Origin of the sequence: Paraclostridium sp. AKS73 (assembly GCF_025671395.1) — a bacterium.
GTDB lineage: Bacteria > Bacillota > Clostridia > Peptostreptococcales > Peptostreptococcaceae > Paraclostridium > Paraclostridium benzoelyticum.
In genome coordinates, this window is sequence record NZ_JAIXHU010000002.1 from 62,379 (window position 1) to 87,334 (window position 24,956).

Consider the following 24,956-nt stretch of genomic DNA (forward strand, 5'->3'; position numbering starts at 1 on the left):
TACAACATATGTATTTCCTTTACACGACGTACTTTGTACGGAAGTGTTTCGTCAATACATATGTTGTATACTTCGCTTATTCAGAAATAATTTACTTCTCTTTTTCTTTTACATGGATGAATTGTTAAGATTGTTGATTAATTTGATTAAGTTATCTTTAAAGTTTATATCATCTTCTTTTTGTCTTTTTTAGGTCCTTTCATTCTAGAACCTGCATTTCTAGCTTTTTTAGATATGTGTCTTGTAAATAATAATTGATCAATATTTTCACTTGTATAAAGTTTACCATTTTGATTTATTGGGTTACCTGATTTTGCTAAAACCATAGCAGCAAGTCCATAATCTTGAGTTACTACTATATCATCTTTCTTAACCTTGTTTACTAATGCAAAATCTACCGAATCTGCCCCTTTAGATAAAATGATTGTTTCTATGCCTTGCTTATTAAATATATGCGAAGTATCACACATTAGTATTACTTCTATCCCAAGTTTTCTTGCAACTTCTATAGTTATATCAACAACAGGACATCCATCCGCATCTATTAAAATTTTCATATCTTTCTCCTAATTATTTGACTTTACTTAATTATAAACTAAAATAAAAAAAAAGACTGCTTCCGAGACAGTCTTTTAAATGGGTGGGTATTAGGTTTAAAATACTATTTTATGGGGGGATAGTATTTTATCTAAAGGTTATAGGGGTGTCATTGGGAGAATGAACACCCTCTTTAATATTTATGTCAATTCCTATTGTTTTCTAGTTGTTTTTTGTCTAATCTTGTTGTCTATGTATACATAGTACTACACATTTTTGCCAAATTCCATATTAAAAAATATTTTTTATAAAAATTTTATTTTATGACAAATTAAAATGAAACGTTAAATTTAAATTAATAATTTTTTAATGTTGTTTAATTTTATTTACCTTTTTTACTCCATGTAATGCTATAAATATAAACCCTAACTTATATATAGTAGGAATTATTGTTCTAAAATATATATATAGTTTATGATCTATTATATCTAAAACTCTAGGCCCTATTCCCCATAATGCAGGATATCCTATCCAAATTATCGTAGTAAACAACGCTAGCATTTTATATAGTTTATATTCGTAACATCCCTGAATGCTAGCTATATTTTCTAAAGGCCCCCATATTAGCCAAAAATTTATAATAAAAAGCACACAGCTAATCAAAAGAGTAATCCCATTTATAAATCCAGTTGAATTATTTGAAGTTATAAAACTTATTGTCATTATTAAATATACAAAAACTATACTTAATACAAGTTTCTTATTTTTATGATCATAATACATTCCAATTGTTCCTAATATATTAATTAGTATCGGAGTTATAATCAACCAATCTAAGTATATAATTATCATGTAAAAACTTCTACTTGGATGTATGTTCATAAAAATAGCTTTACTTATATATAATGATGTTGAGATTAGTAGTGCATAAAAACTTAAATTATAAAATTTTTTAGGAACATAATCTATCTTTTTTCTCATAAATATTATCATAAGCATTCCTACTAACATAATGAATATACATGCCCAATTTATCAATATAATTTCGTGCTTCATTTTAATATCCTTTCATTTTTACTTATAATCCTATCTTTTCCAAATTAACAAAAAATAGACTGATTAAGTTTACTAAATATTTATAACCAGTCTGTTTTATCTATTTTATTATTATCCCCATTAGTTTAGCTAACTCTAAAGTTTGTGAAACCGAAAATGTAGCTCCTCTTAGATCATTTAGTTTAACTTCACAACCGTCTATACTAGAAGTTGTAAAATCAACCCCATTCAATGGAGTTCCACTAAATATAGAACTATTTAAATCTGAAGAATTCAATATTAGTTTATTATTTTGTACTTCTTGGAAAACTGCATTTTGAAAATCTGAATCTGTAATTAAAACTCCCTTAAATTTTGAAAATGAAAAATTAGAATATCTACCTAAACAATCTTTAAATTCAACATCTTTTAAAATCGAATCTTCAAACAACGTTCCGGTTAACTTGCAATTTACAAATTTAGTTCGATAAATCCCACTATCATCAAAATTAATATTCGATAAATTACAATTTTCAAATATCACATCAGTTATATCAATTTTTCTAAAATCACAACTTTCAAATTCTACATTTTTAAATATACAAGAATTCAAACTAAGCCTAACTTCATAAATACCTGATATTGTAGTATTTTCAATTATTTTATTTTCTAAGTATTCCTCTTCAAAAATTTCATCAATTACATTCGTTGGTATCCCCAAATTATTGCTTATTTTCGGCTCTTGTATTTTATTTTTCATATCTAAAACTCCTTTATATCTTTATATGACTTTTCCTTATCTTCTTTATGAGTTTCAGTTTCTTTTCCATATCCATAAACATTTCTATATCTATATATAAAAGTCACAGAAATTATCATAGATAAAACTTCTGCTATTGGTACTGCAAGCCATACTCCATTTACACCTAAAAATCTAGGTAAAATTAATATTCCTGATATTATAAACACAAATGTTCTTAAGAATGATACAGCTGCTGATATTTTTCCATTTGAAAAAGCTGTAAACATAGCTGATGAGAAAATATTTATTCCCGTAAATAAAAAGCTTAGTGAGAAAAGAGAAAAGCCTTTATATCCTATATCAAACACATCAGTTCCTTTAGGCGAAAATATCCCTACTATATTTGGAGCAAATAATGTTGCAATTATAAATAAGGTAACTGAACTCATTAATGTAAATCTTATACTGTACTTAATTATTTTTTTAGTTCTGATTTATTATCATTACCATAATTATAACTTATAATTGGCGCAACTCCAGAAGAAAATCCTATATATGCAGAATTTATTAAAAATTCGCCATATAAAACTATAGTTATAGCGGCTACTCCATCTGCTCCTAATAATTTCATCATTGCTAAATTAAATAACATAGTAGTTACTCCAGTTGAAAGATTTGTAACCATCTCTGAAGAACCATTAGAACACGCTTTTAATATTACTTTTAAATCAAATCTTGGTTTTACAAAATGAATAATAGATTTCTTTTTCATAAAATATATAGTTCCAAGTACTGCTGGTATTAAATTCCCCATACCAGTTGCAATAGCTGCCCCAGATATTCCCATATTCATTGGAACTATAAATATATAATCTAAAATCATATTAGTAAGACCCCCAATTACAGTCAAAGTAAGACCCACCTTTGGCTTTCCTGCTGTCATTGTTAAATATTGAAACAATAAGTTAACTATAAATGCGGGAGCAAATATAAGAAGCGCGGAAAAATAGTCTATACAATACTTATACAAATCAGGTGTAGATCCTAATAAATTCAAAATTTTATTAGAAAATATAAATCCTATTAAAGATATTAAAATTCCTAAAATAAATCCTATTAATACAATTAAAGTAAAGTTTTCTTTAGCTTCTCTACTTTTATTTTCTCCTAATTTTTTAGCTATAACTGCACTTCCACCTGTAGCTAACATTACCGCAATAGCTATTACTATATTTAAAAACGGATATACTATGTTAACTGCTGACAATGCATCTGTATTTACAAATCTAGATACAAATACTCCATCAACAATTGTATATAAAGATATAAACACCAACATAACAATAGATGGTATAGTGAACTTTATAAGTGATGAAAATTTAAAACTTTTTGCTAATGAATTTTCCATATTAACCTCCTGAAAACTTTCTCTCATAATAATATAAAGTATGTAGTTACTCCACAGTCAAGTCGTATTTTAAAATTTTATTTAAATTTTTTTGTTTACTATCAAATTTTATGGGTATTGAATTTAAAGAGGTGACATTAATATGAATAATCTAGATAAAATATTTATTAAAGAATTTCTTTCAAAGCTTGATACTAATCCATTTGAGGTTAAGCTTTGGGATGGAGAAGAATTTTTAATCGGAGAAGGAAATCCTTCTTTTAAAGTTTGTTTCAATAATCCACTAAGTAAAAAAGATTTACTTACTAGCACATCATTAACTCTAGGTGAAGCTTACATGCGTGGTGACATTACCATTGATGGAGACCTATTACTTACTCTCGATACTTTATTTGGTTGTCAAAAAGATCATTTCCACACTAACTTTGCTAAGCTTGGTAAAATATTTTCAAAAGCTGGTAATGAAAAGAAACAAAAATCTGAAGTTTGCTATCATTACAATCTAGGTAATAATTTTTACAGTCTTTGGTTAGACAAAACACTTAGCTACTCTTGCGCTTATTTCAAAAACGAAACTGATACACTTTACGAAGCTCAAATGAATAAAATACATCACATATTAAAGAAACTACAATTATCTGAAGGCGAAACTCTACTTGATATAGGATGTGGATGGGGTTATCTTCTTATAGAAGCCGCAAAAAATATAAAATAAAAGGTACTGGAATTACTTTAAGTGAAGAACAACACAAAAAATTCCAAGAAAGAATAAAAGAAGAAGGTCTTGAGGATTATTTAGAAGTTAAATTAATGGACTATAGAGATCTTGAACATTCTGGAATGTCTTTTGATAAAATAGTTAGTGTTGGAATGCTTGAACATGTAGGGCGTGAACATTATGATTTATACTTAAAAAATGTTAATAGTGTTTTAAAACCAAAAGGTCTTTTCTTATTACATTACATAAGCGGTCTTACAGAATCTCCTGGTGATGCTTGGATAAAAAAATATATATTCCCTGGTGGAGTTATTCCTTCTTTACGCGAAATTATAGACATGTTCCCTAAATACGATTTCTATACTTTAGATGTAGAAAGTTTAAGAAGACATTATACAAGAACTCTAATTGAGTGGTATAAAAACTTTGATAAAGAAAGAGATACTATAAAAGGAATGTTTGGAGAAGAGTTTTTGAGAATGTGGGATTTATACCTTACTTCTTGTGCTGCTTGCTTCAATAATGGAGTAATAGACTTACATCAAATTTTAATAAGCAAAGGTGTTAACAACAACATTAAAATGACTAGAGCTTATATGTACGAAGATTAATTAAACTTAAAAATGAGTAAATTTCTTGTTATAATTTAAACCAATTGTGGTGGGAAATGTGTACATTTTTAAATATTACATAAGAACATAAATATTTATAATTAATTACATACTATAAAAGCTGTCTCAAATATATAGCTTATGATAAATTTATAATTTCATTGCTATTAATTTTGAGACAGCTTTTTATTTACATTTTTATAGTTCCATCTACTATATTAATTGTTCTATCTGCTTTCTTAGCTATATTTATATCATGAGTTATAACTATTAATGTTTGCTTAAACTTTCTTATAGATTTTTTTAATAACTCCATTACTTCATCTGTTGTTTTACTATCTAAATTTCCCGTAGGCTCATCTGCAAGAATTATACTTGGCTTTGTTGATAATGCCCTTCCTATTGCAACCCTTTGTTGTTGTCCTCCTGATAATTGACTAGGAAGATGATTTTTTCTATCTTTAAGACCTAAAACATCTATTAGTTCACTTATGTATATTTCATCTATATCATCGTTTCCTAACATTAATGGAAGTTCTATATTTTCTTCTACATTTAATACAGGAATTAAATTGTATTGTTGAAATACAAACCCCACTTCTTTTCTTCTATATTCTGCTAGTTCTACATCTTTTAACTTACTAATATCTTTTCCATTTACTTTTATGCTTCCACTACTTATCTTCTCAAGCCCTCCTAGCAAGTGAAGAAGTGTACTTTTACCACTTCCACTAGGCCCTATTATTGCAACAAATTCTCCCTTTTCTATATTTATATTAACATTATTTAATGCGTTTACTTTACTCTCTTTATTTCCATAAGTTTTTGATAAATTTATAGTTTCTAAAATTGACATATTAAATCCTCCCAATATCCTTATTCATTTATATTTATCATTTCAACTACACTTACTTTTTCTAATTTTTTAGCAGGTAAGTAAGTTGCAAGTACTCCAATTAATGCATTTATTACTATTATCGATATATAATCTATATATCTTATACTAAATTCAATCCCAAACTTAGATACTCCAAACGAGTCATATGTTGTTTTATTTAGAATTAAAGATACAAATATAATTATTAAACTAGATATTGCTGTATATATAATCCCTTCAAATATTATCATTTTTCTAAAGTCTTTATTATTAAGTCCCACTGCTCTTAACATTCCAAATTCATTAGTTCTATCTACTATGCTTTGGCTTATATTATTTACTACATTTACAACTGCAATTACAAATAGTACTACTACTATAGCAGCATTAAAAACTCTAGATTTTTCATACATTGCATCAGAATTTCTCTTTTCTTCAATTATATTTCTAGCCATAGCACCTTTAACTTTTATAGTAGTTTTTAGTATTTCATCGTAAACTTTTTTGTCATTTGCACCTTCTTTTAAGTTTATATTTATAGCTTGATAAGCTTTACTATTTGTTGCTTTAGAAAATGTATCTTCGCTCACTATTACATCTACACAATGATCGCTTGTGTATGTATCTTCTGCCATAAATGGATAGCTAACTACTGCACCCACTTTAAATTCTTTTTCTATGTATTTCCCATCAGTATCTTCTAATCTACATGCCTCTACAGACTTTTCTCCATCTTCTCTAAATTTAACTTTAACAGTATCACCTATCTTTATATTTGCAACAGGCTTACCGTTATCAACCTTATTATAATTTACCCCTCCATCAAATTTTTCTTCAGTAACCATAGGAACATAAACTACTGCTAAGTCTTCTTTTTTCATTTTTTCAATATCTATGTTTCCTTGTACTAAATAATTATTTAATTCTTTTAAAGCTTTTCATCATATCCTCTAAGATTTTGTTTTAATATCAACTCATCATTTATTTTATCTTTTACAAGATATCCTTTAAAAAGGTTACTTCCCCTGATAGATTTATTTATAGAATCAAAATAACCATCATTAGCTATATCATCTTTATTTATAACCATTCTTCCATTCATTATTTGAGATTTTACTACTTCTTTTACCCCATCTATATTTTCAATTTGTTTTATATCTTTTTTACTTAATCCATTTCTTTGATTTTCATTTTCATAAACATCAATTTTCATATCAGAATTATTATAAAGTTCTCTATTTGATGTAAAATCATCTTCTTGAGACAAATGTAAACGATAGTTAGAGTTTATAAATAAAATTCCACAGATGCTCATAGATAAAACTATCATTATAAATCGTTTTTTATTTCTTAATATATTTTTAAAAGATATAGCTTTATATGTTTTCATATATTTACTTAAATCTTTAACACTTACTCTATTTCTTTTTATGCTATTTTCTTTTCTGTTGCCTTTTATAGAGTCTATAATAGATAACTTATTTATCTTTCTATATGTAAAAAATGATATTAAAAGTAATATTAAAACCATAAATAATATAGCTAGTGTTATTTCAAATAATGGATACACCATATGTGAACTTATAATTTTTCCATCTAAAGCTATACTTGTTTTTAATTCACTCGATTTTTTATAAGCTATTAAAGATACTCCTAATCCTCCTACAATCCCTATAGGCATACCTATAACACCTAAAGTCATTAACTCATTTAATATCAATTTAAATACCTTTGAATTTCTAGCTCCTATTGCCCTTAATACTCCATATTCTCTAAATCTTTTATACATAGATATATTAAAAATACTGTATATAACTATTCCGCATATTAAACTTATAACTAATACACTTAATATATTGTCTAAACTAATATTGTTTGCATCATTTGAAATTGATATCAAGTCTTCTTGAGTCCCTATATTGTCTTTATTTATATTAGCTTTTTTTGCAAGTTCTAAAGAATAATCCTGTATATCTATTTTCTCATTAAAAGCTACTCCAACTTCTAAATGTTCACTTCCCTTTTGAAGAGGTAAGTACATTTGCATTTTAGCTACTTGCTTTTCAGTAGGTCTATCTTTTATAATCCCTACTAACTTAAAGTCTTCATCTTTTACATTCTTGTTTATATCTTCAACATTAAGCTTTATATTTTGGTTTAATGCAGGCTGTATTCCTAAGTTTTTTAAAACCCATTCTTCAGCTACTATTTCATTTTTTCTTTTGGAAGTCTTCCTTTTCAAGCTTTGAATTTGATATTATATAATCATCATTACAATTTAACATTATTACAGATTGTTTTTCTTTATCTGTTGTAATTCCATGAAAATTAAAAGCACCTACATTTTCTACATCACTAGACTTTTCAATTTTTTCTAGCTGATTATAATCTAAGTCTTTGAATGTTGTATGATATATTCCCGTATTGTATTTCATTGTTTGTAATTCATTCATTTTTTCTGTTTTTGTTAAAGTTAATACTCCAACTATCATACCTACTGATAAAATGATACTTAGTATAATTGCAAATGACCTAGCCTTATAGGCTTTCATATATCGAACTCCTAAGTTTAAATTTTTTTTCATAATTCTTCCCCTTTCTATTAAACTACTTTATATCTACAAGTGAATTCTACATTAAATTTTTTATCAAAAAGGTAATTTAGGTTCATTGTATAAACTTCTTTATTCAATTGTAATAATTACAACTTTTCGTAATAAATTCTTAATAATTTAATCTTGTGTTTATAGATTTAATGCGTAAAACTCTATGTTATAATAACTTCTGAAGGAGTGATTTTATGGGTGAAAATATATTAATAGTTGATGATGATAGAGAAATAGTTGATGCTATTGAATTTTATCTAAAACCAGAGGGGTTTAATATTTTAAAAGCATATGATGGATTGGAAGCTATTGAAAATTTAATAGATAGTAATATAGATTTAGTTATTATGGATGTTATGATGCCAAATATGGACGGACTTAAGGCTACTCTTAAAATTAGAGAAAAGAACAATATTCCTATAATACTTTTATCTGCAAAAGATCAAGATATGGATAAAATCTTAGGATTAAACATGGGTGCTGATGATTATATAACTAAACCATTTAATCCATTAGAACTTATAGCTCGTGTTAAGTCTCAACTCAGAAGATTTATAAACTTAAATACAATGAGTGAAAATACCCATATTTCTAGTTGTAATAATTCAATATTAAGTAGTGGTGGACTTTGCCTTAATAAAGATACAAAAGTAGTTACTTTAGATGGGGAGAATATTAAGGTTACTCCTATTGAGTTTAAAATTTTAGAGTTTTTGCTTGAGAATAAAGGAATTGTTTTTTCTTCTAAGGATATTTATGAACATGTGTGGGAGGAAATAGCTTATAATTGTGAAAAAACTGTAGCTGTTCATATTAGAAGGATTAGAGAAAAAATAGAAATTAACTCAAAAGATCCTAAATATTTAAAGGTGGTGTGGGGAATTGGTTACAAAATCGAAAAAATTACTTATTAATAATCCACTTTTAAAGTTTTCATCGTTGTTTATACTTTCTATATCTTTATCAACATTATTTGAATCATACTTATATACTCATCGTATGAGGGAATTTGCATTAAGTCAAAAAAGTTTAGTTGCTTTTATGTTGGGAGCGACCTTAATTTCTTTGATATTTTATTTAACTAATAGAAAAGCTAATATTAAATTTCTATATTCATTAGTTAGGCTTATAAAAATGTGGGCTCCAGTTGAAGCATTAATAATTATTATATGGTTTTTTTATACAACTAGAAGTTACATTATACTTTATTCATTTAGTGCTTTTCCTTTTGATGCAGTTATAAACGACGTGATCATTTTATGGAGTGTTTATATTGCATTTCTTAGTATTTATTATAGCAAAGATAATATAAAATCTAGATTTATAACTATTAAAATTTTAGTCAGCTTTATTTCTAAAAATAATAAAAATACTTTAAATAAAAAAAATCTCATTTATATTTATTGCTACTATGTTATTTCAATTTACATTCAATTATATATCAATGTTTTTATTTGGTGCTCGCTCATTAGATGCATTGATTAAAGCAACTCATCTAACTTTACCTTGTTTGATATGCTATGCTTATATTTATAAAAAGATTGAAGAAAAAGTCGATTATATAGAATATATAGAGCGAAATATTAAAGATATAGAAAAAGGTGATTTAGAGCATGAACTTGATATTATAGGTAATGATGAGTTAGCCTCTATTGCACAAAGTGTAAATAATATAAGCGATGGATTAAACAATTCTCTTGAAAGTCAATTAAAAGGAGAAAGAACAAAAACAGAACTTATAACAAATGTTAGTCATGACTTAAAACTCCATTAACTTCAATTATTAGCTATATAGATATTTTAAAAAATAATGAACTAGATGAGCAAACAACTAAAACTTATATAAATATACTAGATAAAAAAGCTGCTAAACTTAAAACCCTTGTCGAAGATATATTCGAAGCGTCTAAAATAAGTAGTGGTGATATAGAACTTCATTTTGAAAAAACAGATATAAAAGAACTTTTAATACAAAGTATTGTTGAGCTTGACGATAAGATTGAAGCTTCTAATCTTGATTTTATAATTGATACCCCTGACTTCCCTGTATTTAGTAATATAGATGGAAAAAGAATGTTCAGGGTATTTGATAACTTGATTACTAATATAACAAAATACTCTTTGCAAAATACAAGAGTATATATTGATGTTTATACGAATTACGGATATGTTTTTATATCTATGAAAAATATATCTAATCATAAATTAAACATATCACCTAATGAGCTACTTGAAAGATTTGTTCGTGGAGATGTTTCAAGAAATACAAATGGAAGTGGACTTGGGCTTTCAATTGCTAGAAATTTAGTTGAAATGCAATACGGATCTCTTGACCTAGATATTGATGGTGATTTGTTTAAAGTTACTTTAAAGTTTGAATTGCTTAATGATGGTGTTCAACTTGAAGAATGTAGCAATATATAGTTGAGGGTAGCATAATGCTACCCTTACTTATTATAATTTATTCTAAAGTTTTTATTTGTTCTATAAAATCTTCATCTTGAACATTTTTTAATGTTTTCAATGTAGTTATTATAATTATTGCACTTATAACTAGTAATATTAAAATTACAGCTATTATAAACTTTAAGTTGATTAATTGAATAGTTTCAAAGGATTTTATTATTATATACCTTACTATCAAGGTAGGTATTATAGAAATAATAAAACCTAATACAATGTATATACAACTTTCTAGTACAACAATCTTTTTCACTTCATCTTTAGATATTCCTATACCTCTAAATAATGCAAATTCTCTACTTCTACTATTTATGCTCGTAACTATAGTATTACAACAGTTAAATAATGATAGTAAAACTATAACTCCAACAACTAAAGTCATAATCATAGCTTTTTGATTATCACTTTTTTCAAGTGCAGCTGATTCACTTTTGTATGGTATCAAAATGCCCTTTCCTGATTTTTCTATTATTTTATTTAATTCACTCTCAACGTGTTTCTCATTTGCAAGCTTACTAGTCCACACATCAAATCTTTCATATGATTCAACCCCTGTAAATTTATTCATTTGATTTATTGACATGACAGCTCCAAAGCTTGTGCCTCCACCTTGAGAAAATATTGGTAAATATTTTATAATACCTCCTATAATAAACTCTTTAGAAATTGTTTCTTTATAATTTCCTGTTTTAGAATCTACAATATCAAAATTTACATTAACTTTATCTCCCATTTTTATATTAATTGACTGACATGTTGTATTATCTATATATATATATGATTCTTTATTTAATTTACTTAAATTCTCTTTTCCTTCTATTAATACATCATTTAATAATTCTGTATCTTCAATGCCTAAAACCTCAAAATTATTTTTATATACTTTTGCACCACTTTTTATTTCAGCATTTTTTTCAAGCCTAGGTTTCTCCATTTTCCAGTATTCTGATTTTTTATTTATATTATTATCATCTGTTTTTATATTAAAATGTTTGTCTCTCAATGCATTTACTTTTTTAACTCCATCTATATTTTCTATCTCTTTTAATACTTTTAAATCATAACTTTTTTCATTTTGTATGGTAGATGATGGATCAATATTTTGTATCGAATACTCTCCTGGTATCCATAGTCTCATTCCACCAGAATCTAAAAAATTGCTAGTTGATTTAGTATATACTGTAAACATTAAAAAGAATATTATTACCATTGATGTTATAGCTACATTCGTACGCTTTTTGTTTCTTTGTATATTTTTAGATGCTATATTTCCATAATCTTTGTAAAATTTGTTCATAAATTTACTTATTATTGATTTTGATTTATTTTAATTTTTCATCATTTCTTCTTATACAAATCATAGGGTCTATTTTAGAACATAGTCTAAGTGGTTTATATACAGATATTATTACAGTGAATATGCTAAGTAATGCTGATATTATATATGTACTCATATAATTTGGACTTTTTATTGAATTTGCATAATCAATGTTATATATTACTCCTATTACATAATCTCTAAATAAATTTGATATAACTTCTCCTAATAACAATCCTATTGGGATACTTATAATAGAATATATAAATATTTCTATTATCATAATTTTTGATACATCTATTGGTATAAACCCTAATGCCCTTAATATACCAAAATCCTTTGTTCTATTTGATACCAATATATAAAATATGTTGTATATAAGCAATATTGTAGTAAATGCTAGAACCATATTAATTATTATATATGGTATTTTTAAGCTCATACTATCTGACATTGCTATTATTAACTTATTATTTAAGTTCATATAATCTTTATTTAAGTTTTCTTCTTTTACAAGTTTTTCCACTTGCTTAGGTATATTTTTTCTTTTTTAAAAGTTAACATAACTTGGTCGTATTTATCTTTAACTGGTATATTTTTAATAGCACACTCTTCACTTATAGCTCCTATAGACATCCCTTGTTCTTTTAAAAGAGAGTCTGATTTTAAAATACCTACTATCTTGAAATCTTTTTTACCTGTATATAAAGTACTTCCATTTGCTTTAGGTTTCATATAATTTAATTTTATTGTTTGTCCTATTGGGTTTTTCATTTTCTTTTGATCTATATACCATGAATCTACTGCAATTTCATTTTCCTTAGTTGGAAATTTTCCTTCTTTTAATTCATAACATTTATTTATTTCTTGTGCTACATTATCATCCCATAATATTTGTAATGTCTGAGCATGCCCAATTTCATGAAGCCCTAAAAGCATAGATTTACCTATTTTATCTACTCTAGAGTTATTTTCTATATCTTTTACCTGCTTGTTAGTTGGATTCCAATATGAAACATTTTTTAACCCTAGTTCTTGTTTTGCTTGATTTATCATTATATTTCTTGCATCTTCACTTATTATATTCATTACTAAAAAAAGCGCAGTTGAAATTATAATACTTACAATTATTAATAATGAATTTTCTTATTTTCATAATATAACTTTTAACTACATCTATAAGTTTCATAATCTCACCTACTCCCTAATAAATCCATCTTCTATTTTAATAATTTTATCTGCATATTTAGCAATATCCATATTATGAGTTATCATTATTATCGTCTGATTATATTTTTTCTGAGATTCTTTTAAAAGATTTAATACTTCACTTTCTGTTTTTGTATCTAAATTTCCCGTAGGTTCATCTGCAAATATAATAGCAGGCTTATTTACAAGTGCTCTTCCTATTGCAACCCTTTGTTGTTGCCCCCCTGACAATTGATTTGGCAAATGATTTTTCTTTCTTTTATATTAAGTAACTCCATCAATTCATTTACGTATCCATCATCTTGATTACTTGTATTTATAGTTGGTAATTTTATATTTTCTTCTACTGTTAAAACTGGTATCAAGTTGTATGATTGAAATATTAATCCTATTTTTTCTTTACGAAGCAATGATCTTTCTTTTTCATTTAAAGAAGAAAGATTTGTATTTTCTATAATTACATCTCCATATGTAGGGGCTTCAAGTCCTGCCATTATATGAAGAAGCGTACTTTTCCCACTCCCACTTTTACCTACTATTACAACAAACTCGCCTTTGTTTATTTCTAAGTTTATATGACTTAATGCCTTTACCTCAGTTTCATTTTCTCCATACACCTTACTCAAATTTTTTATTTTTAAAATTGACATATTTACCTCCTAAAATCCCCATAAGTATTTTCATAAAAAATATATATTTTATTTAATCTTTTAACAATATAAAAGACACAACTGGGTATTTTTTAGATATAACTGGGCAAAAAAGAACATCTAATTGTTTAGATGTTCTTTTTTCCTTACTTTTATCACTATGCATTTTTTATGTATAAATTATTTTCATTAGGTTTTAATGGGATACAAATGTTTATTAAAAATCTAGTATTTAAATCATTAACTTCTAAATTTCCATTGTATTTTTCTATAGAATTTTTCATACTACTTATACCTATACCATGTAAAAACTTATCTTTTTTATTGGTTAAAATCTTACCACTTTTTAATTTAAAAATATTATTTTTTGGGTTTTCACATTTTATAATATATAGGCTTTTAACTATAGTTCCTTTTATGTTAATTTTCTTTGAAATACCGTTATCTTCTATATTCTCACAAGCTTCTATAGCATTATCTATCATATTTGAAAATATACTACATACATCTGCTGAGTCTATAAAATTACATTCTTTAAAGTTTATATCAGCTATCAAATCTATTCCTTTGCTTTCACAAATACGTTTTTTATCATTTAATATAATATCTAAAATCATATTATTTGTATTAAATATAGAATTACACTCTTTAAGTTGGTTATTTATACTTTCTACATATTCATTTTTACCATATAGATTTTCTATACATATCATATGATTTTCATATCATGATATAATTTTTTTACTTTCATTTGAGATTCTTGCATATTCAAATAATACTGATGCTGTAATTGTATATTTTCTTTTATGCATTTATTTTCTGCCCTTAAGTTACTATCTTTTGAAACTCTTATTATTAACCACATAAAGAATATGTTTAAAATAAGTATGCTACTTGAAATTAATGCAATAACAAAATCTAAAGCAAAGTTTGTTATTGATTGTGTTGTTTTGTATATAGTTGCAAATATTAATATAGCACTAAGTAGATTTAATATTATTGAGAAAAATATATATTTATATTGTTTATTATTTAAGTTAACTTTTAACTTTATAGTTTTAATTATTGTTACAATATATATAAGCAATAATTTGGTTAATATATTTACTTCTAAGAAAATTAATTTTTGATATAATAATGTGTAATACCATCCATATTCCATATCTATTAATCTATTACATAGTAAAGATAAAAGGCATATATGATTTCATTTAGTAAACCTAAAAATAATATATAACTTATACTTATAAGAACTATTTTTTTAATCTCTATTTTGTAGTTAATTTTTATAAATATACTTATTAAAGTTGTAGATAATATTGATTTAGCAAATTTAACTACTAACATCCATAAACTTGCTTCTTCAATTGTCCAATTAGATTTCAATATTATACTCATTGCAATAACTTCACATATAGAAGTTAGTATAATAAAAATAATTAAGCTGTTTATTATATTCTTTTTATTACTTTTTAACTCTACAAATTCATTTAATAGTACACTTAAAGTTGTTAATTCTATTGCAGAAGATATAAATATAATTAATGCATAAATAAAATTATTCTCTAACATATTATTGACCCCAACATATTTGTTAATTTAGTTTTTAAATTGCTCATTCTATGTTTGCTAACAGGTATCTCTTCATTTTTTATCATAACATTATCTTTTCCTATAAAATCAACATGCTCCATATTTATTAAATAACTCTTATGACATCTAAAAAAATTATGTACTAACAACTCTTTTTCTAAATTTTTAATCCTATTCTTAATATTGTAATCTCTATCTAAGGTGTGAATTGTTATATCTTTTTTTATAATTTCTATATATGTAATATTTTTAATAGATACTTTATGCTTGCTTCCATTTTCCTCTACAATCATAAAGTTATCTCTTTTGTTTATAATATCTGATATGCAGCTTAAAATATTTTCTTTTAAATCTTCATGTTCTATTGGCTTTAATAAGTATCTGTATGCTCTTACCTTATACCCATCTTGTACATACTCAATTAGTGAAGTTATAAAAATTATTTCTGAAACACTATTTTTTTCTCTAATTTTTTTTGCAACATCCATACCTGTTATTTCATCCATTTGTATATCTAGAAAAAATATATCTATATCTTCAATTTCAGAGCTTAAAAGTTCTTCTCCTGATTTAAATTCAAATATCTCAACCTTATTCGAAATTTCATCGAATATATTAAATATCGAATTATATAAATTACTTCTTTGTGACTCATCATCTTCACAAATAACTATTCTATACAATAAAATCTCCCCTATCTTATATATCTTTTCAATTAACTCATATATATATTACCATATTTTTACATAACTTATATTCAATATAATTTAAAGCACAAAAAACAAATGAGGTAATATAAAATTACGTCATTTGTTTCTTATTATTTAAAGTTTAATTAGATAAACATGTATTTTCACTTATTTTCCCTGATACCATGTTTTTTAAGTCTTTATTTGTCTTGTGAGCATAAAATGCAGTTAATATTACCGTAAACAAATCTGCTACTGCCTGAGTAAGTAATACCCCATCAACACCAATTAATTTTGGTAATATTACAATTGCTGGTAAGAAAAATATACCTTGTCTAGCTGTACCTACAATTAAAGCTTCTTTTGGCATCCCTAATGATTGATATAACACTGCATATAATTGTGTAAATCCTAATAGTGGATATAGTAAAAGTGTATATCTTAATGTTTTAGCACCTACCTCGATAACCGCTGGGTCATTACTAAATAAATTAATAGCAGTTGGCGCAAATATCATTAAGACTATAGTTGCTAATGTTGAAAATATAGTTGTCCTCTTAATAGATATGTTTATTGCTTTTCTTAATTTTTCATAATTTCCTGCACCATAATTATAACTTGCAATTGGTTGAAATCCTTGATTGTATCCTATAACGACAAACATAACTAATGAAGATAGTTTTAAAGCTATACCAAACGATGCTATTAACTCATTTCCATATGGTTTTGATGCTATGTTTAAAAGTCCCATAGATATACTTATTAAAGCTTGAATTAAAAAAGTTGCAGTTCCAACAGAGATAATTTCTCCATATATACTCTTTGATAATTTAAAGTTTTTTATACTTAATTTTAGATAACTTTTATTTGTTATATAATATGATAATAACAAAGCTACTGATGCAAGTTGCCCTATTACTGTAGCTAAAGACGCTCCTACTACTCCCATATTAAATGTAAACATTAGTATTGGGTCTAAAATTATATTTATTATAGCACCTAATGCCACAGCTACTGCACTAAGTTTTGTATTCCCCTCAGATCTAACAATATTTGCCAATGTTGGCATGATTATTGGTAAACTAGCACCTATTGCAATAGGTTTTGCGTATGCTATTGCATATGGCATTACACTTTCTGTTGCTCCTAATAACCTTAAAATTGGCTCTAGGAATATTAATATCAAAATAGTAAATATAATTCCTACTATTACTGATGATATTATTGCAGTTGATGCTACATCATCTGCACCGTCTTTATTCTTAGCCCCTAGAAGTCTTGCTATATAAGATGAAGCTCCTACTCCTATTAATTGACCCACTGCATTGATTAGTATAAATAAAGGAAATATAACTGATACCGCAGCCATTGCTAATGTGTCATTTAACATACCTATAAAAGCTGTATCTACTATATTATATATTGCACTTATTAAGCTGGCTATAATTCCTGGTATCGCAAATTTCCATATAAGTCTACCTATATTATCATCTTCCATTATCCTCGATTTATCTATAACTGTATCCATTTTATAAATCTCCTCCTTTGATAAAGCTATATTAATATATTATCAAATCTAGAGATTTATCGTTAATATATATATACTATTACTAGTTATAACTAAAACTTATAACAGTTACATACTTCTCATATTTTCTAAAAGTATTTCTAAAAATAATTTTGCTTCATCTGAAAGTTCTTCTTTTCTTCTCTTAATCCATCCCACTGTAAAATGAACACTATCATCTTCAAGTGGTATAGCCCTTATTCCACTAACGTTCTCTATTTTGTTAAATCCAGATGCTATTACATAAGCATTAGTTTCTAAAACAAACTGTGTTATAGTTTCTTTATCATTTAGATATATTGCTCTATCCTTATGAGAAAAACCTAATAAATCTAGCTCTACACTATATGTAAGTGCATTTATAGGCTCTTCTACTAAATGTACACATATAAATTCATTTAACTCCTCTGGCTTTATAACATCATTATTATATAGAGGATTGTTCTTACCTATGTAAATATATATTTTGTCTTTACATATTGGGTTAAACTCCAAATCTCTATTTTCTAAAACGCCTTTAAATACTCTCTCCTGCATATTAGAAAGTGCTATTATCCCTATCTCAGACTTCATTGTTGACACATCTTCTATTATCTTCTCTTTATGAGTTTCTTTCAGTGAAATTTTAACTTTTTTATTGTTAACTTTTTTATAAACCTCGCTCAATACAATTCCTAAAGTATACAACTTCATACTCGAAACTTCTAACTTAAATCCATTTTCTTGAGACAAGTCAGAGTATATTTTTTCTAAATTATCAATTTGATTTATTATATAAGTTGCATAAGTCAAAAAATCTTTACCTTCTTTTGTTAGTTTTACACCTCTGTTAGTTCTATCAAATATTTTTATTTTAAACTCTTCCTCTAAATTTACTATTGCTTTACTTAAATTAGGTTGGGATATGAATAAATTACTTGCAGCTTGATTCATAGATCCCGTTCTAGCTACTTCTATAAAATATCTTAGTTGGTTTATTTGCAATATACTGCCTCCATAAATATTATTTACTATATACTATTTTAAACAAAAAAAGAGCTTTTAAAAAGCTCTTATTCCTCATCGGGAAAATTATTACTAAATCTCATTTTTGCTATTTTTAATATTTCATTTAAATTGTACCCTTTTAATTTACATCCACACTTTGGACAATATTCTAATTTTTTAGAAACTAAAGCTCTGCAACTAGCCTCAGGGCATCTTACTTTTTCAGTTACTTTACCTACATCAAGACCACATCTTGGGCAAACTGTACCTGGTCTATTTGATACTTCCTTACCACATCTTGGACACTTGATCATTATTATCCCTCCTATAAAAATAAAAAGTTAATAATATATAGTATGGTAATAAGCTTGTTTATGTTATAGATTCAAATAAAAAACTCTTTCTAAATTTTTTAGAAAGAGTTTTTTTATATTATTTAAGTGTTATTAAACCTTCTTCTTCTACTACTTTTTGTCCATCTTCACTAGTTATATATTCCATAAACTTCTTACCATTTTCACTTAATTTATCTTCTTTGTATACTAGTAAAAATGGTCTTGATAGTTTATATTTTCCATCTTTAGCGTTTTCTGCTGTAGCATCTACTCCATCTACTTGAAGTGTATGTATACTATCATCTAAATAACTAAATGAAGTATATCCTATAGCATTTTCATTCCCAGCTACTGTTGACTTTACATTTCCGTTCCCATCACTTATTTGAGCTTCTTTTGTTAGCTCAGTTGACTCATATCCAACTATTTCTTGGAATGCATCTCTAGTTCCTGATCCATCTTCTCTTGAAACGACAACTATAGGAGCATCTTTTCCTCCAACTTCTTTCCAGTTAGTTATTTTTCCAGTATATATTCCTTTTAATTGATCCATTGTAAGAGACTTAACTTCATTATTTTTATGAGTTATTATACCTATTCCATCTACTGCTATTTTGTCTTCTTTAAGTCCTGCTTGCTTTTCTTCATCTTTTAAATCTCTAGATGACATACCTATTTCTGCTACCCCATTTATTGCATCTTTTATCCCTGCTGATGATCCTAATTGATTTATTTCTATAGATACTTTAGAGTCTACTGATTTGTAAGCTTCTGCTTCTTTTTCCATAAGTGGTCCTACTGAAGTTGATCCTGATACTGATACTTTACTTCCACCACCAGAATCCTTCGATCCACATCCTACAGCTAACGTTCCTACCATTATAGTACTCATTAGTAAAACTCCAATTTTCTTTTTAAACATAGGTAACCTCCACAAAGTTATAATTTTTTATAATCACTTTATTATTTTTCCGACTTTATTGTCGTTTATTCCTTTATTTGAATTTTCTTTACATTTTTATAATAAAGCAATTATGTTAAATCCAAATTAGAGATATGTTAACTATTGGTAAACAACATTAAGAGAATGTAAAAATAAAAAAAGGAATTGGGGTCTCCCAATTCCTTTAATTTACTACTTATTATTTTTTATAGCTGCTTGAGCTGCTGCAAGTCTAGCAATAGGTACTCTATATGGTGAACAAGATACATAGTTTAATCCTGTCTTGTAGCAGAACTCTATAGAAGATGGTTCTCCTCCATGCTCTCCACATATACCTAATTTAAGGTTTGGCTTAACCCCTCTACCTAATTTAGCTGCCATTTGAACTAGTTTGCCAACTCCATTTTGGTCTAATACTTGGAATGGATCTTTTTCAAGTATTTCACTATTTATATAGTCACCTAAGAACTTATTTGCATCATCTCTTGAGTATCCAAATGTCATTTGAGTTAAGTCATTTGTTCCAAAGCTAAAGAAATCAGCTTCAGTTGCTATTTCATCTGCAGTTAAACATGCTCTTGGAACCTCTATCATAGTTCCAACTGTATAGTCTACTTTAACTCCTGACTTATCAAGTTCTTCATTTATTACAGAAACTACATTTTCTTTTATAGTTTTTAATTCCTTAACTTCTCCTACTAAAGGTATCATTATTTCTGGATTAACTTCTACTCCACTATTCTTAGCTTCTATAGCTCCTTGTATTATAGCTTTTGCTTGCATCATAGCTATTTCAGGATAAGTTATTGCTAATCTACAACCTCTATGTCCAAGCATTGGATTTAGTTCTTGTAAATCAACTATTCTCTTTCTTATTTCTTTAACTTCAAGACCCATAGTTTTGGCTAAAGCTTCTATAGCTTCATCATCATGAGGTAAGAACTCATGTAGTGGTGGATCTAGTAATCTTATATTAACATGTCTTCCATCCATAACTTTGAATATTTCAGTAAAGTCTTCTCTTTGCATAGGTAATAATTTTTCAAGAGCAACTAATCTTTGCTCTAATGTTCTTGATAAAATCATTTCTCTAACAGCTGGTATTCTATCTTCATCAAAGAACATATGCTCAGTTCTACATAATCCTATTCCTTCTGCTCCAAAGTTTATAGCAACACTTGCATCTCTTGGCGTATCTGCATTAGTTCTTACTTGTAATGTTTTATACTTATCAACCCAGTTCATAAGTATCTCAAAGTTTCCTGTAAGAGCAACATCTGTTTTTTCTATTTCTCCTAAGTAAACACATCCTGTTGATCCATCTAGAGAGATATAATCGCCTTCTTTTATAACTAATCCATCTACAGTTATTTCTTTGTAGTATTCATCTACTTTTATTTCTCCACATCCTGCAACACAACATTTCCCCATACCTCTAGCTACAACTGCAGCATGAGATGTCATACCACCTCTAGCTGTAAGTATTCCTTGTGCTACAACCATTCCTTCTATATCTTCTGGTGATGTTTCTAATCTCACAAGTATAACTTCTTCTCCTTTTTCAGCTGCCTTTACAACATCATTTGCATTAAAGTATACTTTACCGCAACTAGCTCCCGGAGAAGCTGGTAATCCTTTAGCTATAAGCTTAGCATTTTTTAAAGATTTCTCTTCAAAGTTTGGATGTAGTAATTGATCTAGTTGATTAGGTTCAATTCTCATTATAGCTTCTTTTTCATCTATTATTTTTTCTTCAACTAATTCAACTGCAATATTTATAGCTGCTTTTGCAGTTCTTTTTCCATTTCTAGTTTGAAGTATATATAGTTTTTCATTTTCTATGGTAAACTCTATATCTTGCATATCTTTATAATGATTTTCAAGTATATTAGTTATTTTTACAAATTCATCATATATTGCTGGCATCGCTTCTTTTAAAGTATCTATGTCTTTTGGAGTTCTAATTCCTGCAACAACATCTTCACCTTGTGCATTTATTAAGTATTCTCCAAATAATTTATTTTCTCCAGTAGATGGGTTTCTTGTAAATGCAACTCCTGTTCCACTAGTCTCTCCCATGTTTCCAAATACCATTGATTGTATATTAACTGCAGTTCCTAAGTTATGAGGAATATCATTTAACTTACGATAAATATTTGCTCTTGGATTATTCCATGATTTAAATACTGCTTTTATAGCTAACATTAATTGCTCTTTTGGATCTTCTGGGAATATTTGTCTTAATTCTTTTTTGTATATTTTCTTGTATTCTTCAACTAACACTTTTAAATCTTCACTTGTAAGATCTGTATCAAATTTGTATCCTTTTTCTTCTTTTATTTTATCTAAAGCATTTTCAAATTTATACTTTGGAACTCCCATTGCAACATCTGAGAACATTTGTATAAATCTTCTATAACTGTCATATGCAAATCTTTCATTGTTAGTATTTTTAGCTATTGCCTTAACTGAAGTATCATTAAGACCTAAGTTTAATATAGTATCCATCATACCTGGCATTGAGAAAACTGCACCAGAACGAACAGATAATAATAATGGATTTTCATTGCATCCTAATTTTTTATTTAAAGATTTTTCTAGCTCTACTAATTTTTCTTCTATCTGTAAAACTACATCTTCTCTTATACTTTCATCATTTACATAATAGTCATTACAAGCCTCTGTTGATATTGTAAAACCTGGAGGCACTGGTAAGCCTATCTTAGTCATCTCGGCTAAGTTAGCACCCTTACCACCTAAAAGACTCTTCATTTCCTTTGATCCCTCAGCAAAACTATAAACAAACTTACTCATTTAAAACTCCTCCTAGTATGTTTTTTATACAGATATACTGTATATTGTATTCAAGCATGATTAATTTGTTATACACTATAATTTATTATTAAAGTAATAACCAAGTTTATTAGTTATTATTTTCAAAGTACTCGGTTAAACGTTTTTTTTGTCACCTAACCCATTCCTTAAAAATCTTAATAAATAAGATTTATACTACACACCGAAATGTATTTCGATGTGCACTAAAATCCTACTTATCGTTATCTCTAAATACTTTCAACCCATTTTCTTTCATTATATCCATTATGATTCCAGCCGTTTCTTCTATAGCTTTACTAGATACATCTATAACTGGGCACCCAACTTTTTTCATTATTTTGTCAGAGTAATCTAACTCTTGAAGTATTCTATCAAATTTAGCATAATTAGCATTACTTGATAATCCTAAAGCTTTTAATCTCTCTTGTCTTATTTGATTTAACTTTTCAGGAGTATTAGTAAGACCTATTATTTTCTTTTGATTTATTTCAAATACTTCCTTAGGTATTGGTATTTCTGGAACTAAAGGAACATTAGCAACCTTTATATTCTTATTTGCTAAGTACATACTTAATGGCGTCTTAGATGTTCTTGATATTCCAAGTAATATTATATCAGCTTGTAATATGCCTCTAGGATCTTTTCCATCATCATATTTAACCGCAAATTCTATAGCTTCTACTCTTTTAAAGTAGCTTTCATCTAATTTTCTTATAATTCCAGGTTCTCTTCTTGGCTTAACTCCTATTTTACTAGCAATTTGCTTTAATATTGGAGTCATTAAGTCTACACAACTTAAATTTTCCTTGCTACAGTAATTTTCAGTAAATGTTAAAAGTTCATTTTCAACTAATGTATATATAACTATTGCATTTTCTTCTTTAGCACTTTTTAATATTTCTTCTAAAAAATTAACTTCTACAACATATGGAAATCTTCTTATTTCATAGTCATCCTTTAATTGAAATTGAGATATTGCAGCTTTAGTAACTTGCTGAGCTGTTTCCCCTACTGAGTCTGATATTACATATATGACTAAATTATCCATATACTCCTCCTTTAATTATCCGCTATCTCTAAAAATAGTTTTGTTATGTTAGTTTTAGAAATTCTACCAACAACCTTATTTATTATTGTATTATCCCTTTTTATTTCTTCTACAACAGGTATTGAATCTACTTCGTGTTCTATTATTCTCTTTGCTGCTAGTACAACAGTATCTTCACTTGTAACAGTTACAACATTAGGTGTTCTTGTCATTATCATACCTACAGGTATCTTGTTTATATCTCCCCCACCTATAGTTGCTTTTAATAAATCTTTTCTTGATACTATTCCACATAGTTCTTTTTCATCATCTATTATGAATACACTTCCAACATCTGATAAAAATATGTTTACTATAGTATCATAAACACTTGTGTCTTGTGTTACCATTATAGGCATACTCATTATGTCCGCTACAGTTTTGTTTTTTATTTTATCTCCTAGTAAGTTAACTTTATCTATTCCTGAATAAAAATACCCAACCTTAGGTCTAGCATCTAATACTCCAGTCATAGTAAGTATAGCTAAATCAGACCTTAATGTAGCTCTAGTCACATTAAGTTTGGCTGCTATGCATTCACTTGTTATAGGTTCACTTTCTTTAACGATATCGATTATCTTTAGTTGTCTATTATTAAGTTGAATAATAATCACACTCCTCTTTATTGTGATACACTGTTTATCCGTTTTTATCTTATATAGTATATTATATATATTTTATATTGTGTTGTAAATACAGAAATTAAATTTATATATTTAATTTCTTATTTATTTAATTACAGTTTT

General features: G+C 26.9%; 26 protein-coding genes and 3 pseudogenes. 5 read left to right on the forward strand and 24 right to left on the reverse strand.

The features are described from left to right. Nucleotides 1-164: 164 nt before the first annotated feature. The 5 genes from LEQ07_RS01790 to LEQ07_RS01805 form a co-directional block, all read right to left on the reverse strand. Entirely contained in the window at nt 165-557 is a 393-nt protein-coding gene (locus LEQ07_RS01790; RefSeq protein WP_317851981.1) for a YaiI/YqxD family protein, read from the reverse strand. A gap of 346 nt (nt 558-903) precedes the next feature. After that, nucleotides 904-1,593 (reverse strand): bacteriorhodopsin, encoded by a 690-nt coding sequence (locus tag LEQ07_RS01795; protein WP_263329309.1) that lies wholly within the window; start codon nt 1,591-1,593, stop codon nt 904-906. Nucleotides 1,594-1,693: 100 nt separating this feature from the next. Further along, nucleotides 1,694-2,332, reverse strand: coding sequence for a pentapeptide repeat-containing protein (locus LEQ07_RS01800; protein WP_263329310.1), 639 nt, complete (start codon nt 2,330-2,332; stop codon nt 1,694-1,696). A 2-nt stretch (nt 2,333-2,334) separates the two neighbouring features. Continuing rightward, on the reverse strand, nt 2,335-2,763 hold the full coding sequence (locus tag LEQ07_RS19980) for a hypothetical protein (RefSeq protein ID WP_317851982.1): 429 nt from the start codon (nt 2,761-2,763) through the stop codon (nt 2,335-2,337). Nucleotides 2,764-2,789: 26 nt separating this feature from the next. Continuing rightward, nucleotides 2,790-3,722, reverse strand: coding sequence for an MATE family efflux transporter (locus LEQ07_RS01805; protein WP_317851983.1), 933 nt, complete (start codon nt 3,720-3,722; stop codon nt 2,790-2,792). Nucleotides 3,723-3,864: 142 nt separating this feature from the next. Here LEQ07_RS01805 and LEQ07_RS20480 point away from each other — a divergent pair. Beyond that, nucleotides 3,865-5,051, forward strand: a pseudogene (locus tag LEQ07_RS20480) (class I SAM-dependent methyltransferase). Between the two features lie 190 nt (nt 5,052-5,241). Here LEQ07_RS20480 and LEQ07_RS01815 read toward each other — a convergent pair. The 4 genes from LEQ07_RS01815 to LEQ07_RS01830 are packed head-to-tail and all read right to left on the reverse strand — an operon-like array spanning nt 5,242 to nt 8,513. Next, nucleotides 5,242-5,907 carry an ABC transporter ATP-binding protein gene (locus LEQ07_RS01815; protein WP_263329311.1) on the reverse strand — a complete coding sequence of 222 codons (666 nt, stop codon included), beginning with the start codon at nt 5,905-5,907 and terminating at the stop codon, nt 5,242-5,244. 20 nt (nt 5,908-5,927) lie between these two features. Beyond that, nucleotides 5,928-6,809 carry an ABC transporter permease gene (locus tag LEQ07_RS01820; RefSeq protein WP_263329312.1) on the reverse strand — a complete coding sequence of 294 codons (882 nt, stop codon included), beginning with the start codon at nt 6,807-6,809 and terminating at the stop codon, nt 5,928-5,930. A 47-nt stretch (nt 6,810-6,856) separates the two neighbouring features. Further along, nucleotides 6,857-8,170: an ABC transporter permease gene (locus LEQ07_RS01825; protein WP_263329313.1), complete on the reverse strand. Its 1,314-nt coding sequence runs from the start codon at nt 8,168-8,170 to the stop codon at nt 6,857-6,859. Then, nucleotides 8,139-8,513: a hypothetical protein gene (locus tag LEQ07_RS01830; protein ID WP_263329314.1), complete on the reverse strand. Its 375-nt coding sequence runs from the start codon at nt 8,511-8,513 to the stop codon at nt 8,139-8,141. Before LEQ07_RS01830 ends, LEQ07_RS01825 begins: the two co-directional genes overlap by 32 nt. 215 nt (nt 8,514-8,728) lie before the next feature. Here LEQ07_RS01830 and LEQ07_RS01835 point away from each other — a divergent pair, with 215 nt between their 5' ends. The 4 genes and pseudogenes from LEQ07_RS01835 (at nt 8,729) to LEQ07_RS01845 (ending at nt 10,958) form a co-directional block, all read left to right on the forward strand. Then, nucleotides 8,729-9,448, forward strand: coding sequence for a response regulator transcription factor (locus LEQ07_RS01835; protein ID WP_263329315.1), 720 nt, complete (start codon nt 8,729-8,731; stop codon nt 9,446-9,448). A gap of 497 nt (nt 9,449-9,945) precedes the next feature. Beyond that, nucleotides 9,946-10,308: a HAMP domain-containing protein gene (locus LEQ07_RS01840; protein WP_263329316.1), complete on the forward strand. Its 363-nt coding sequence runs from the start codon at nt 9,946-9,948 to the stop codon at nt 10,306-10,308. Between the two features lie 23 nt (nt 10,309-10,331). Then, nucleotides 10,332-10,397, forward strand: a pseudogene (locus LEQ07_RS22775) (hypothetical protein); the annotation flags it as partial. Between the two features lie 258 nt (nt 10,398-10,655). Then, nucleotides 10,656-10,958 carry an ATP-binding protein gene (locus LEQ07_RS01845; protein ID WP_442952391.1) on the forward strand — a complete coding sequence of 101 codons (303 nt, stop codon included), beginning with the start codon at nt 10,656-10,658 and terminating at the stop codon, nt 10,956-10,958. A gap of 37 nt (nt 10,959-10,995) precedes the next feature. On the opposite strand, the gene LEQ07_RS01850 is transcribed toward LEQ07_RS01845, so the two are convergent. The 15 genes and pseudogenes from LEQ07_RS01850 to LEQ07_RS01920 form a co-directional block, all read right to left on the reverse strand. Then, nucleotides 10,996-12,294: an ABC transporter permease gene (locus LEQ07_RS01850; RefSeq protein ID WP_263329318.1), complete on the reverse strand. Its 1,299-nt coding sequence runs from the start codon at nt 12,292-12,294 to the stop codon at nt 10,996-10,998. A gap of 25 nt (nt 12,295-12,319) precedes the next feature. Next, nucleotides 12,320-12,841 (reverse strand): FtsX-like permease family protein, encoded by a 522-nt coding sequence (locus LEQ07_RS01855; RefSeq protein WP_263329319.1) that lies wholly within the window; start codon nt 12,839-12,841, stop codon nt 12,320-12,322. After that, nucleotides 12,826-13,404 (reverse strand): hypothetical protein, encoded by a 579-nt coding sequence (locus LEQ07_RS01860; protein WP_263329320.1) that lies wholly within the window; start codon nt 13,402-13,404, stop codon nt 12,826-12,828. Before LEQ07_RS01860 ends, LEQ07_RS01855 begins: the two co-directional genes overlap by 16 nt. 108 nt (nt 13,405-13,512) lie before the next feature. Then, nucleotides 13,513-14,174, reverse strand: a pseudogene (locus tag LEQ07_RS01865) (ABC transporter ATP-binding protein). Nucleotides 14,175-14,332: 158 nt separating this feature from the next. Further along, a complete protein-coding gene (locus tag LEQ07_RS01870) occupies nt 14,333-14,887 on the reverse strand; it encodes an ATP-binding protein (protein ID WP_263329321.1) in 555 nt (184 codons plus the stop codon). Further along, on the reverse strand, nt 14,884-15,336 hold the full coding sequence (locus LEQ07_RS01875; protein WP_263329322.1) for a hypothetical protein: 453 nt from the start codon (nt 15,334-15,336) through the stop codon (nt 14,884-14,886). Before LEQ07_RS01875 ends, LEQ07_RS01870 begins: the two co-directional genes overlap by 4 nt. Before the next feature lie 5 nt (nt 15,337-15,341). Then, nucleotides 15,342-15,746 carry a hypothetical protein gene (locus tag LEQ07_RS01880; protein ID WP_263329323.1) on the reverse strand — a complete coding sequence of 135 codons (405 nt, stop codon included), beginning with the start codon at nt 15,744-15,746 and terminating at the stop codon, nt 15,342-15,344. Next, nucleotides 15,740-16,450 carry a LytR/AlgR family response regulator transcription factor gene (locus tag LEQ07_RS01885; protein ID WP_263329324.1) on the reverse strand — a complete coding sequence of 237 codons (711 nt, stop codon included), beginning with the start codon at nt 16,448-16,450 and terminating at the stop codon, nt 15,740-15,742. Before LEQ07_RS01885 ends, LEQ07_RS01880 begins: the two co-directional genes overlap by 7 nt. A 148-nt stretch (nt 16,451-16,598) precedes the next feature. After that, entirely contained in the window at nt 16,599-17,984 is a 1,386-nt protein-coding gene (locus LEQ07_RS01890) for an MATE family efflux transporter (protein ID WP_263329325.1), read from the reverse strand. 108 nt (nt 17,985-18,092) lie between these two features. Further along, nucleotides 18,093-19,007: a LysR family transcriptional regulator gene (locus LEQ07_RS01895; protein WP_263329326.1), complete on the reverse strand. Its 915-nt coding sequence runs from the start codon at nt 19,005-19,007 to the stop codon at nt 18,093-18,095. A gap of 68 nt (nt 19,008-19,075) precedes the next feature. Continuing rightward, nucleotides 19,076-19,324: a zinc ribbon domain-containing protein gene (locus LEQ07_RS01900; protein WP_021429910.1), complete on the reverse strand. Its 249-nt coding sequence runs from the start codon at nt 19,322-19,324 to the stop codon at nt 19,076-19,078. A gap of 118 nt (nt 19,325-19,442) precedes the next feature. Continuing rightward, nucleotides 19,443-20,267 carry a phosphate ABC transporter substrate-binding protein gene (locus LEQ07_RS01905; RefSeq protein WP_046822066.1) on the reverse strand — a complete coding sequence of 275 codons (825 nt, stop codon included), beginning with the start codon at nt 20,265-20,267 and terminating at the stop codon, nt 19,443-19,445. A gap of 213 nt (nt 20,268-20,480) precedes the next feature. After that, the gene (gene ppdK, locus LEQ07_RS01910) at nt 20,481-23,102 is read right to left on the reverse strand and encodes a pyruvate, phosphate dikinase (RefSeq protein WP_263329327.1); all 2,622 of its coding nucleotides are present in this window, start codon (nt 23,100-23,102) and stop codon (nt 20,481-20,483) included. A 232-nt stretch (nt 23,103-23,334) separates the two neighbouring features. Continuing rightward, the gene (locus tag LEQ07_RS01915; RefSeq protein WP_046822064.1) at nt 23,335-24,171 is read right to left on the reverse strand and encodes a pyruvate, water dikinase regulatory protein; all 837 of its coding nucleotides are present in this window, start codon (nt 24,169-24,171) and stop codon (nt 23,335-23,337) included. 11 nt (nt 24,172-24,182) lie between these two features. Then, entirely contained in the window at nt 24,183-24,824 is a 642-nt protein-coding gene (locus LEQ07_RS01920) for a helix-turn-helix transcriptional regulator (protein ID WP_025161637.1), read from the reverse strand. Nucleotides 24,825-24,956 lie beyond the last annotated feature (132 nt).